Source organism: Vibrio diazotrophicus, from assembly GCF_038452265.1.
GTDB lineage: Bacteria > Pseudomonadota > Gammaproteobacteria > Enterobacterales > Vibrionaceae > Vibrio > Vibrio diazotrophicus.
In genome coordinates this window covers 211750-224145 of sequence record NZ_CP151842.1, presented here as the reverse complement: position 1 = coordinate 224145, position 12396 = coordinate 211750, and the positions used below count along the sequence as shown (strand labels likewise).

11 protein-coding genes are annotated in these 12396 nt (G+C 45.3%); 7 read left to right on the top strand and 4 right to left on the bottom strand.

Going from position 1 to position 12396, the window contains the following annotated elements; genetic code table 11:
• The first annotated feature begins 133 nt into the window (after positions 1–133).
• The 3 genes from AAGA51_RS00995 (at position 134) to metF (ending at position 4875) form a co-directional block, all read left to right on the top strand.
• Entirely contained in the window at positions 134–1300 is a 1167-nt protein-coding gene (locus AAGA51_RS00995; RefSeq protein ID WP_042484959.1) for an O-succinylhomoserine (thiol)-lyase, read from the top strand.
• Positions 1300–3711 carry a bifunctional aspartate kinase/homoserine dehydrogenase II gene (locus AAGA51_RS00990; protein ID WP_042484956.1) on the top strand — a complete coding sequence of 804 codons (2412 nt, stop codon included), beginning with the start codon at positions 1300–1302 and terminating at the stop codon, positions 3709–3711. The genes AAGA51_RS00995 and AAGA51_RS00990 overlap by 1 nt, the downstream gene beginning before the upstream one ends.
• 276 nt (positions 3712–3987) lie before the next feature.
• Positions 3988–4875, top strand: a complete 888-nt coding sequence (gene metF, locus AAGA51_RS00985) for a methylenetetrahydrofolate reductase (protein WP_042484951.1) — start codon at positions 3988–3990, stop codon at positions 4873–4875.
• An 89-nt stretch (positions 4876–4964) separates the two neighbouring features.
• Here metF and zapB read toward each other — a convergent pair whose 3' ends face one another.
• Complete coding sequence (gene zapB, locus AAGA51_RS00980; protein WP_042484949.1) at positions 4965–5207, bottom strand: cell division protein ZapB; 243 nt, start codon at positions 5205–5207, stop codon at positions 4965–4967.
• Between the two features lie 321 nt (positions 5208–5528).
• On the opposite strand from zapB, the gene glpX reads away from it, so the two are divergent.
• Entirely contained in the window at positions 5529–6536 is a 1008-nt protein-coding gene (glpX, locus tag AAGA51_RS00975) for a class II fructose-bisphosphatase (RefSeq protein WP_042484947.1), read from the top strand.
• A 67-nt stretch (positions 6537–6603) separates the two neighbouring features.
• Here the strand turns inward: glpX and pfkA are convergent, their stop codons facing one another.
• The 3 genes from pfkA to AAGA51_RS00960 all read right to left on the bottom strand — a co-directional run bounded on the left by pfkA (position 6604) and on the right by AAGA51_RS00960 (position 9454).
• The gene (gene pfkA / locus AAGA51_RS00970) at positions 6604–7566 is read right to left on the bottom strand and encodes a 6-phosphofructokinase (RefSeq protein ID WP_042484945.1); all 963 of its coding nucleotides are present in this window, start codon (positions 7564–7566) and stop codon (positions 6604–6606) included.
• Between the two features lie 247 nt (positions 7567–7813).
• Positions 7814–8722, bottom strand: a complete 909-nt coding sequence (fieF, locus tag AAGA51_RS00965; protein ID WP_042484942.1) for a CDF family cation-efflux transporter FieF — start codon at positions 8720–8722, stop codon at positions 7814–7816.
• A gap of 147 nt (positions 8723–8869) precedes the next feature.
• Complete coding sequence (locus tag AAGA51_RS00960; protein WP_042484940.1) at positions 8870–9454, bottom strand: CpxP family protein; 585 nt, start codon at positions 9452–9454, stop codon at positions 8870–8872.
• A gap of 247 nt (positions 9455–9701) precedes the next feature.
• Between AAGA51_RS00960 and AAGA51_RS00955 the strand changes: the two genes are divergently transcribed.
• From AAGA51_RS00955 to AAGA51_RS00945, 3 genes are all read left to right on the top strand, one after another.
• A complete protein-coding gene (locus AAGA51_RS00955; protein ID WP_042484937.1) occupies positions 9702–10385 on the top strand; it encodes a response regulator in 684 nt (227 codons plus the stop codon).
• Positions 10385–11785, top strand: a complete 1401-nt coding sequence (gene cpxA / locus AAGA51_RS00950; RefSeq protein WP_042484934.1) for an envelope stress sensor histidine kinase CpxA — start codon at positions 10385–10387, stop codon at positions 11783–11785. Before AAGA51_RS00955 ends, cpxA begins: the two co-directional genes overlap by 1 nt.
• Positions 11786–11908: 123 nt before the next feature.
• Positions 11909–12382: a tRNA (cytidine(34)-2'-O)-methyltransferase gene (locus AAGA51_RS00945; protein ID WP_042484930.1), complete on the top strand. Its 474-nt coding sequence runs from the start codon at positions 11909–11911 to the stop codon at positions 12380–12382.
• The last annotated feature ends 14 nt before the right edge of the window (positions 12383–12396 follow it).

Genomic DNA, 12396 nt, shown 5'->3' with positions numbered 1-12396 from the left:
ATGTATTCTTACTGTAAATTTGGATGTCTATACACAAACTAATTGTAGTTGCAGTTAAGTGACAAGCGAGTCAGCAACAATGCAGCTTCAAATAGGACGGGTATATTTAAGAGTCTTAGGAAAGGAAACACTCATGACCAAACGTAAGTCAGCTACCATCGCCGTTCGTACCGGAATCGAATCAGATACTCAATACCACGCGGTCGTTCCACCCATTTATCTCTCGACTAACTACGGCTTTCCTGCGTTTGGCGAAGTTCCACAATATGACTATACCCGCTCTGGCAACCCTAACAGAGGTCTGCTAGAAAAAGCGTTATACGAATTAGAGAGCGGTGAGGGTGCAGTAGTGACCAACTGCGGCACTTCAGCTTTAAACTTGCTTGCGTCAACGTTTCTTAGTCCTAACGACTTAATTATCGCTCCTCATGATTGCTATGGCGGAACTTACCGTTTATTCAACACCCGTTCGAATAAAGGCGACTTCAAAGTTCAGTTTGTTGATCAATCGGATCAGCAAGCACTTGCAGCAGCATTGGCGAAAAAACCAAAACTGGTGTTGTTAGAAACACCTTCTAATCCACTAGTGCGAGTGGTTGATATCGAACAAATCTGCCAGCAAGCAAAAGCGGTTGGTGCTTTAGTGGCGGTAGACAATACTTTCTTAACCCCTATATACCAACAGCCCCTGACACTGGGCGCTGATTTTGTCATTCACTCTACGACTAAATTTATCAATGGTCACTCAGATGTGATTGGTGGTGTCGTGATCAGTAAAACCAAGGCTCATGCTGAAGAGCTTGCTTGGTGGGGGAACTGTATTGGCGCTACGGGAACACCGTTTGACAGCTATATGACACTGCGTGGTATTCGCACCCTAGGTGCACGCATGCGTGTGCATGAAGAAAGCTCTCTGCAAATTTTGGATTATTTGAAATCTCAATCATTGATTAAAACCATATACCACCCTAGCCTACCAGAGCACCCAGGGCATGAGATTGCGAAGAAACAGCAGCTTGGTTTTGGTTCAATGCTCAGTTTTGAATTTGCAGGTAGCTTCGATCAACTAAAATTCTTTGTGGGAGAGTTAAAACTCTTCTCACTCGCTGAATCTCTTGGTGGTGTGGAAAGTTTAATTTGTCACCCAGCGAGTATGACTCATCGCGCTATGGGCGAAGCTGCTCTTGCTGAAGCAGGTATTTCGCATCTGTTATTGCGTTTATCGATTGGCTTAGAAGATGCTTCTGATCTTATCGCTGATTTGGATCAGGCCTTTACCAAAGCTAAGGAGAAGTTTTAATGACGGTTTCACGCCAACTACATAAATTTGGTGGCAGTAGCTTAGCGGATCCTGAATGTTATTTACGCGTAGCGAACATTCTTAAAGAGTACTCACAACCTGAAGATTTAGTGGTTGTTTCAGCGGCAGGCAAAACAACCAACCGCTTGATTGCATTTTTAGAAGCATTGAACAAAGACGGCCGTGTGGCCCATGAAACATTGCAATCACTGCGTCAGTTTCAATGCAAATTGGTTGAAGACTTACTGGAAGGTGAAGTCGCAGATAACTTGTTGACGCAAGTGAATGGCGAATTCATTCGCTTAGGCGAACTGACGGCTCCGTTGTCAAAAGCGGAGCAAGCCGCTGTTCTCGGCCACGGTGAAGTATGGTCTGCTCGTCTGTTAGCGGCGTTACTCAACCAAAACAGCTTACCTGCAGTTTCTCAAGACGCTCGTGAATTTCTTCGTGCAGAAGCAGGTACGCAACCAGAAGTGGATCGCTCACGCTCTTATCCACTTATTAAGAAAGTACTGGCGCAGCATGCACATCATCGCATCGTGATTACCGGTTTTATGGCGCAGAATGACAATGGCGATACTGTACTGCTTGGACGTAATGGCTCTGACTACTCAGCAACAGTTATTGGTGCTTTAGCCGATGTTTCTCGTGTCACAATTTGGAGTGACGTTGCCGGTGTTTATAGCGCAGACCCTCGCATCGTAGCGAATGCTTGTCTGCTGCCTCTGCTGCGTTTAGATGAAGCGAATGAACTGGCTCGCCTTGCCGCTCCTGTGTTACACAGCCGCACATTACAACCCGTAGCTCAAAGTGCAATGGATCTTCAACTGCGCTGTAGCCATAAGCCAGAGTCCGGTTCAACCAAAATTGAACGTGTATTAGCCTCTGGCCGTGGTGCTAAAATCATCACCTCATTGGATGAAGTGCTGCTGATTGAACTGGAATTCGGTCACGGACATGATTTCGCCCGCATTTACGATGAGACACTTGAGAAGCTAAAACGCGAGCAACTTGAACCTCTCGCATTTGAAGCCCAAGCAGACCAGCACCAACTCCGCTTGGCTTATACCGCAGAGATCGCGTCGGGTGCTTTGTCATATCTGCAAGACATTGCGACTGCTGCAGATATAAAACTGAGAGAAGGCTACACCTTAGTCGGTGCTGTCGGTGCTGGCGTCACCAAAAATCCAAATCACAGTTACGGTTTCTACCAACAGTTGAAAAATGCACCCGTTGAATTTATCTGCGAAGCCGAGTCAGAACTGAGCTTAGTGGCGGTACTCCGCCAAGCGCCAGTAGAGAAACTCGTCGTCGGTGTACACAATCAGATTTTCCAAGCTCAGAAACGCGTAGCACTTGTTCTATGCGGGAAAGGCAACATCGGTTCTAGCTGGCTGAAGCTGTTTGCAGAACAGAAAGAAGAACTCGAAAAGCGTCGCGGAATGAACTTTGAACTGGTCGCGGTCGTGGACAGTCAGACTTACTGGTTTGATCCACAAGGTATAGACCCTGAGACAGTGCTGAATCGTTACCACGATGAAGCGATCCCGAATGAGGACAATAGCTGGCTGTACAAAGTTGGCAAACTGCAAGGCTACGACGATGCTATTGTGCTGGATGTGACTGCAAGTAAAGTTCTGGCTAACCAGTATCTGGATATCGCAGAGCAAGGCATGCACCTTATCTCCGCCAATAAGGTAGCGGGCTCCGCATCGACTGAATACTACAACCAAGTGAAAGATGCCTTTGCAAAGATCAGCCGTCACTGGTTGTACAACGCAACGGTAGGCGCTGGTTTGCCTATTAACCACACTGTTCGTGATTTACGAGAGAGTGGCGATGACATTACTGCCTTGTCAGGTATTTTCTCTGGCACTTTGTCTTGGCTGTTTCAACAATACGATGGCTCAATTCCGTTTAGTGAGCTGGTTGATCTCGCATGGCAGCAAGGGCTGACTGAACCGGACCCACGTAACGACTTAGACGGTTCAGACGTCATGCGTAAGCTGGTTATCCTTGCCCGAGAATCCGGTCTAGACGTTGAGCCTCAGAGCATTCGCGTTGAGTCTTTGGTTCCAGAAGAACTGCGCGATATCTCGTTGGATGATTTCCTCGACAACAGTCAGTTACTCAATGAACGATTAGCTGAGCGTCTGGCTAAAGCGCAAAAGCAGGACAAAGTGCTTCGCTATGTTGCTCGTCTGGAAAAAAACGGTAAAGCAAGCGTCGGCGTTGAAGCTCTGGAAAAAGATCACCCACTGGCGAACTTATTGCCTTGTGACAACATCTTCGCTATCGAAAGCCGATGGTATAAAGACAATCCGCTGGTCATTCGCGGGCCTGGGGCTGGTCGAGAAGTGACTGCTGGAGCAATTCAGTCTGACCTCAACCTACTTTCCAGCTTCTTATAACTTTATAAAACTCGCCGTAACTGGCGAGTTTTATTGTTTATAGCTAGCAAACTCTCTCAAGCCAGAATATCACTCGAAGTTGTCGGCTTTTGATATGAAATATCAACTTTTGGAGTTTAAAAGAGTTGAATTGGCTTCACGATCAACATGAGAAAAATTCATAATAGTTAAGTTGACATTAAAACGTATTCAATACATTCTGTAGCCATATAGACGTCTAAACGTCAATCTAAACGAATATCAGCGTTTGTAGTGCAAGCTACAAGGAGAAAAAAGATGGGATACACACACGCAGGCCATATCGACGCTTTAAATCAGAATATTTCTGAACTTTCTAACATTAATGTGTCTTTTGAGTTTTTTCCGCCTAGTTCAGAAAAAATGGAAGAAACCTTGTGGAACTCTGTACACCGTCTAAAAACTCTTCAACCAAAGTTTGTCTCTGTTACCTATGGTGCAAACTCTGGTGAACGTGACCGTACCCACTCGATCATCAAAGCAATCAAGGAGCAAACTGGCCTTGTTTCTGCGCCACACTTGACCTGTATTGACGCTTCTCGTGAAGAACTGATCAACATCGCTGATGATTACTGGGCAAACGGCATTCAAAACATTGTGGCCCTGCGAGGTGACATTCCTCCTGGCGGTGGCAAACCTGAAATGTACGCATCCGATCTGGTTGAGTTACTGAAATCTCGCCACGATTTTGATATCTCAGTAGCGGCATTTCCAGAGGTACACCCTGAAGCAAAAAGTGCTCAAGCGGATTTACTGAACCTGAAACGCAAAGTCGATGCAGGTGCAAACCGTGCCATTACTCAGTTCTTCTTCGATGTAGAAAGCTACCTGCGTTTTCGTGACCGCTGTGTAGCGGCAGGCATTGATGTGGAAATCGTACCGGGTATTCTGCCAGTATCTAACTTTGCTCAAGCATCTCGCTTTGCTGCACAAAACAATGTGAAAGTACCAAGCTGGATGGCAAAACAATTCGAAGGTTTGGAAGATGATCCTGTGACACGCCAGCTAGTAGGTGCAAGTCAGGCAATTGATATGGTTCGTGTTCTTTCACGCGAAGGCGTAAAGGACTTCCATTTCTATACGCTAAACCGTGCAGAAATGACTTATGCGCTTTGCCATACTTTAGGTGTTCGCCCTACTCGCTAACATCAAACAAAGCTGTTCTAACTGGATATTCGAAACATAAAAAAACGCCGATAATCTTCGGCGTTTTTTTGTTTGTGAAAAGCGTAGGCTTATTCCACATCATCCATTTTGCCAAGCAGGTTACGGATGCGTTCTTGCCATTGGTCGTGCTCTTGTTGAATTTGTTGTGCTTTTTGAATAGAAGCTTCGTGGTTTGCTTTTAACTCATTCGCTTCTTCTACTAGCTTTTGCTTCTCTTCTTTAAGCTCTTCAACTTCCATTTGCAGTAGAGCGATTGTGTCAACCGCAGTTTGAATTTTTGCTTCTAGTTGTTCTAGTACTTCAAAAGACATGGTACTTACCCTTTATTGATTCGGTTGCAATGGACAAAACGTCACTGATTGCCCCATTCTACTCAGCCCAGCCCAGAGAAACACTCACTATATTCGATCTTTTTCGCTATTCGCTTAAAAAAACAGCGCAATTTTACCTAACGCTAACTTTCATCTAAGAAAGTGACTACAGCTCGATCGGAATACGCCCAGTAACGTGTTAAATCTCACTATCTTTTGATCCAATACAACTCTCTGCTAGGCTAATTAGCAAACGTTTTCCTACTATTATGTTAGAATGCCGCCCAAAATTATCCCCTATCGTTCTGAGTTGGAGTGAAAATGAAACGTGATTTAGCAATGGCTTTTTCCCGAGTCACAGAAGGTGCTGCACTAGCCGGTTATAAATGGCTTGGTCGTGGCGATAAAAATGCTGCTGATGGCGCAGCCGTAGAAGTCATGCGTACACTACTGAATCAAACAGAAATCCAAGGCGAAATTGTTATTGGTGAAGGGGAAATCGACGATGCTCCTATGTTGTTCATCGGTGAAAAAGTTGGTTTAGGTGGTGATGAAGTCGATATCGCCGTTGACCCAATCGAAGGCACTCGTATGACGGCGATGGGACAATCGAATGCACTAGCGGTACTTGCGGCTGGCGAAAAAGGCAGTTTCTTGAAAGCGCCAGATATGTACATGGAAAAACTGGTTGTTGGTCCGGGTGCGAAAGGCTGTATCGATCTGAATAAACCGCTAAAAGAAAACTTAGAAAACATTGCTCAAGCTTTAGGTAAATCACTTGATACGCTTGTTGTTACAACGCTTGCAAAACCTCGCCACGACGCGGTAATAGCGGAAATGCAGCAAATGGGTGTTCGTGTATTTGCTGTGCCAGACGGCGATGTAGCAGCTTCTATTTTGACATGTATGCCAGATAGCGAAGTGGATGCAATGTACTGCATCGGCGGTGCACCTGAAGGTGTGGTTTCGGCTGCTGTTATTCGTGCTCTTGACGGCGATATGCATGGACGTCTGCTTCCTCGTCATCAAGTGAAAGGTGACACAGAAGACAACCGTATTTGGGGCGCAAGCGAACTTGAACGCTGCAAACAAATGGGTGTTGAAGCAAACGTGGTTCTGAAGATGGAAGATATGGCGCGCAGTGACAATATTATCTTCTCAGCGACAGGTATCACTAAAGGTGATCTGCTAGAAGGTATTTCGCGTAAAGGCCATATTGCAACAACCGAAACTCTGTTGGTTCGTGGTCGTTGCCGTACTATTCGTCGTATCAAATCGATTCACTACTTAGAACGTAAAGACGCAGAAATTCGCGACATTATTCTCTAAGAATTAAGCATAAAAAAAGACCGCACTAGCGGTCTTTTTGTGTTTAATCTTTGTCTTCAAACGTTGCTTAGAATAACTCTTCAGCCACTTTGTAAAGATCGGTACGAACTGGACGACGCATGTTTTCAATCGCATCGATGATGTCATGGTGAACCAATTCTTCTTTTTGGATACCAACACAACGACCACCGTGGCCTTCCATTAATAGGTGAACTGCGTAGTTACCCATACGAGAAGCCAATACACGGTCAAACGCTGTTGGTTTACCACCACGTTGGATGTGACCAAGAATTGTTGCGCGAGTTTCACGCTTAGTTGCTTTCTCGATCTCTTTCGCCAGTACATTTGCATCCACCATCAACTCAGTAAGAGCAATGATTGCGTGCTTCTTACCTTTTTTGATGCCGTCTTGAATGTTTGAAATCAGGCTATCCATATCTAATCCTGTTTCAGGAGTAATGATGTACTCACAACCACCCGCAATTGCAGATGTCAGAGTTAAATCACCACAATGACGACCCATGATTTCTACGATAGAAATACGTTGGTGAGATGAAGAAGTATCACGTAGACGGTCAATAGATTCGATAACAGTATTAAGTGCTGTTAAGTAACCGATAGTGTAATCAGTACCTGCGATATCGTTATCAATTGTGCCCGGAAGACCGATACATGGGTAACCCATTTCAGTCAGTTTCTTAGCACCCATGTACGAACCATCACCACCGATAACAACGAGCGCTTCGATACCGTGCTTATTCAAGTTTTCGATAGCTTTTTCACGTACTGCGACTTCTTTGAACTCAGGGAAGCGAGCTGAACCTAAGAAAGTACCACCACGGTTGATTACATCAGAAACACTTGAACGGTCAAGTTTCTTAATGCGGTCTTCATATAGACCGTGGTAACCGTCATAGATACCATAGACTTCAATGCCTGCGCTTAACGCTGTACGTACTACACCGCGAATTGCCGCGTTCATACCCGGAGCATCGCCACCACTAGTCAAAACACCGATCTTTTTTATCATGATCACCCTCAATTTTTTGAAATTTGTATAGCTATTTTTGGCGCTGCCCGAAATTGTATTCGAACAGCAGAATCTTGTAATTATGTTTGTATGTTAGAAGAACTAACTTGCTTAGCATGCGCTGCTATAAAGCTTTTTACCCAGAAACAGTATTACAGTTTTGCACTATCCCATCGTTGATTCACATCAGATTCATGCATTTTATTCATACCGCAAAAAAATATAGTCGATCTGACAAGCTTTGTCGCTACCACGGTTGAAGTTTTTGTTTCCTCTCAGGGCCAAACATTAACGAGTACGGATCTTGGTGAATCAAGACATCCGCCCCCGGAAAAGCCTTACATAATTTGTCATCGACAACGTCTGCAATCCGATGCGCTTCAATCAAAGGCATCTTGTCATCCAGTTCTAAGTGTAGCTGAATAAATCTCACTGGCCCTGACATGCGAGTTCGCAGATCATGAACCCCCATAACACCTTCTACAGACAGAGAAATCTGACGTATCTGTTCCCTTTCCTCTTCAGGAAGTTGCCTATCGAGTAACGTTTGAATGGCTTCTTGCACCATTTTGTAAGCACTGAATAGGATAAAACAGCCGATACCAATTGCAAACACCGCATCTGCTTGTGTCACACCAAACCAGCTTAGGCCTAATGCAATCATAATAGCGCCATTCATGTATAAGTCTGACTGATAATGCAGTGAATCCGCAGCAATTGCCTGACTGCCTGTCTTCTTAACCACATGACGCTGAAAAAGCACCAGACCAAAGGTCACAATGATCGCCAATAAGCTGACATAAATACCGTACTCAGGAGTTTGCAGTTCATGCGGGCGGAAAAAGCGATCAACACCATTAAGAATGAGGAAACAAGCAGAACCGGAGATAAACATAGCTTGAGCAAGTGCAGCCAACGATTCCGCCTTGCCATGACCAAATGCATGTTCTCTGTCAGCCGGCTGAAGGGAATAGCGCAACACCACAAGGTTTACCACAGAAGCGGCGATATCCAACATTGAGTCGATGAGAGATGCCAGTAAACTGACCGACCCGGTTACCCACCAAGCCGCAACTTTAATGATCAAAAGTAAGGTAGCAACACAGGTTGCTGTCCACGCAGCAATTGTGACTAAACGTGCGTATTCCTTTTTCATAACGTCTTACCTTAACAAACAATGCATTGATTATACCTAAAAGCTCTCAGGATGCTTGTTTGAGAATAAAATTAGTCACAGGTTTAACCAGACAAGAAAAGGCAGCCTAAGCTGCCTTTGAATCACTGCACGCATTCAATACGTGACTTATTGCATCATAGGTGCCATGGATTGGCCTTGAGGGCCTCCACGCATCATGCCTTGGCCGCGTGGACCTTGACCACCTTTTCCACCTTGACCGTTAGGACCACCTTGTCCAAACAACACACATTCGTTCATACGGTCTTGTTGAATTGATGCCAGTTTTGTTTTTTGATCTGCAGTTAACACGTTCATCATCTCGTTGCGGTGCTGCATCATAGCCACACGCTGCTCTGCGCGAAGTTGAACCATTTGTTCTGCCAGTTTTTTCGCTGCGGCTTCATCGAAGTTTGATGACATCACCAAATCGCGTTCTTGCTGTTTCAAAGCGCGCATTTCAGAGTGTTTGCCACTGCGTTGTGCATGCATCGCATCACGTTGTTTTAGGCGAAGCTCTGCCATTTTTGCTTTCTGCTCAGGAGTGACATTCAATTGAGAAAACATTTCTGGGTTCATCATGCCACCACGTCCACAGTCACCACCAAAATCGCGACCCGGACCTTTACCGCCACCAGCTGCAAATACAGCGGCTGAGCCTAAAGTAATTGGTAGAACAATAGCTGCAAGGATCATTCTTTTTGCCAGTTTCATAATCTTTTCCTTCTCGTTGGGACTTGAATCGGCTGCCTGTGCAGCGCTTAAATTTATAATACGACTTGGCATGTAAAGCTGTGTTTAAGAAGCGTAAATAATCGTAAAGGGCGAGTTTAGCTATGATCCCAAAGCTTAATTCACAGTACACTATATTCAGCAACCACCGTTTTGATTGAACGGTTTATATTGAACGACTGTTGGCAGTAAACAATGGATTGGCAGTTCGTAATGTTTTGAGGTAACCATGGCACACATCCTACTGATTGATGACGACACAGAATTAACCGGCTTGCTGAAAGAAGTTTTAAGCTATGAAGGGTTTGACGTATCCGAAGCTAACGATGGAGAAGCAGGGCTACACGCGGTCAATGACAGTGTCGATTTAATTTTGCTCGATGTCATGATGCCTAAGCTCAACGGCATGGAAACGCTGAAAAAAATACGCGAAAAATGGCAGACACCCGTGCTGATGCTCACCGCCAAAGGTGAAGAAATTGATCGCGTGATAGGTTTAGAACTGGGGGCTGATGACTATCTTCCAAAACCGTTTAGTGATCGAGAATTATTGGCAAGAATTCGTGCAGTACTGCGCCGTACTCAGCAACACCAAAACAAACATTCAGACATGATTGAATGCCAAGATATTCAGGTTTTTCCGGGTAAGCAAGAAGCTTACTGCCAAGGTGAACTGCTCGATCTCACGTCCACAGAGTTCGCCCTATTAACCCACTTTGTTCAAAACCCGGGCAACACCATCACCAAAGAAGATCTGAGTCTTGATGTACTGGGCAAAAGGTTAGCCGCTTTTGACCGCGCCATAGACATGCATGTTTCAAACCTTCGTAAAAAACTGCCTGAACGCGCAGATGGAAAAGCGAGAATCAAAACACTTCGAGGAAGAGGTTACCTAATGGTGTTGGAGGATTAATGCGTTTACCAACATTCAACAATCTCTATGGACGTATCTTTGCCATATTCTGGCTCACCATGTTTTTGGTGTTGCTGGCAGTATTGGCCATTCCCCATTTAGATCCACGAAAATCTCGCGACTTACCGCCAGAGATGCATCAACGCATCATCGTGCAGAAAGAGATGCTTGAAGAGCATTTTAGAGACGAAACCAATCTCACGCGTATTCTGATGTTCCTTGAGGGAAATGGAAACCGTGGTTTCGGGCCGATGAAGCATAATGAAGACCGAGATGAGCGACCACGTTTCTTTGTCACTGATTTAGACGGTAACGTGTTAACCGCTCGCGAGCGCCCAGATTTCAAATACAAGGCACTGCAAAACTTTGCGACCAGTATTGAATCCATCGATAAGCCGCAGCAACGCCTATATGGTCGATACATGATTGCTGGGCCTGTGCCTGTTGTTTTAGCCAAACGAAACCTGTTGCTCTATGTCGGTTTCCGCTGGGATCTACCACCACCTTTGTTACTTCAGTTGTTTGATAAACCAGTACAACTGCTGTTAGCCGTTATGTTAGTCAGTACTCCGCTTCTGTTATGGCTTGCCTGGGCACTGAGTAAGCCAGCACAACGTCTGGCACAAGCCGCTCAGCGCGTGGCGCGTGGACAATTTGAAGCAGACCCAGATCTTGAGAAAGGTACTATGGAGTTTCGTCAGGCTGGCCGTAGCTTCAACCAAATGGTTGAAGCCGTAAACCTAATGATCTCTGGCCAGCAGAGACTACTGTCTGATATCTCCCACGAGCTGCGTTCTCCACTTACCCGCTTACGTATGGCTAACGCACTGGCAACCCGCAAACAAGGTACCAGTAGCGAACTTGAGCGAATAGACACCGAAGCTCAGCGCTTAGAACAGATGATTGGTGAATTGCTCGAACTGTCGAGAATGCAGACGAATAGTCACCTGAGTAGTGAAGAGCAACCTCTGCGTAGCCTCTGGGAAGAATTGCTTAGCGATGCTCAGTTTGAAGCAGAGCAAATGAATAAAAAGCTGCATTTTGATGATATTCCTAATGTCACTATTTCTGGTAACCCAAAACTATTAATGAGTGCCTTAGAAAACATCGTTCGTAATGCTATTTATTACAGTAAAGACAACATCGTTGTGCACTTTTCTGCCACTGATAATCAGTTGACAGTATCGGTAGAAGATGACGGAGATGGCGTACCCGACGACGAGTTGTCGCAAATTTTTCGCCCGTTTTATCGCGTTTCAACAGCGAGAGACAGACACAGTGGCGGCACAGGTTTAGGTTTAGCCATCACCGAAAGTGCCATTCGCCAGCACAGTGGCGTGATTGAAGCTAGCCGCAGCTCACTCAATGGCTTAAAAGTTCAGTTCACCTTGCCAATCTAATCAAGATTCACTGTAACTTGTGATTTATGGGGCGAGAGATTTATACTCGCCCCTTATTTAACAGTCCCACCACAAAAGATTAGGTCTTGTGATTTCACAAACCTGGTAAGGAAATTAACCGTTATGTTTGATATTGCTCTGTACGAGCCAGAAATCGCCCCTAACACAGGAAACATTATTCGTTTATCCGCAAACTGTGGTGCGAACCTTCATTTAATCGAACCGCTTGGCTTTGATTTAGAAGAAAAAAAAGTACGCCGCGCCGGTCTGGATTACCACGACTTAGCACGAGTGACTCGCCATAAAGACTATAACGCCTTTCTGAACTACCTAGCTGAGCGTGGCGACTACCGCATTTTCGCCTGTACTACCAAAACAACAGGGCATCATGTGGATGCCAAATTCCAAAAAGGTGATGTGCTGCTTTTCGGTCCTGAAACACGCGGCCTTCCAGCCGAAGTTATCGAGAGCTTACCGATGGAACAGCGCATCCGTATTCCAATGATGCCAGATGCGCGCAGCCTGAACCTGTCTAACGCTGTTGCCATTATTGCGTTTGAAGCGTGGCGACAAATGGGATTTGAAGGAGCGTTGTAATCTCTGTGTACTCT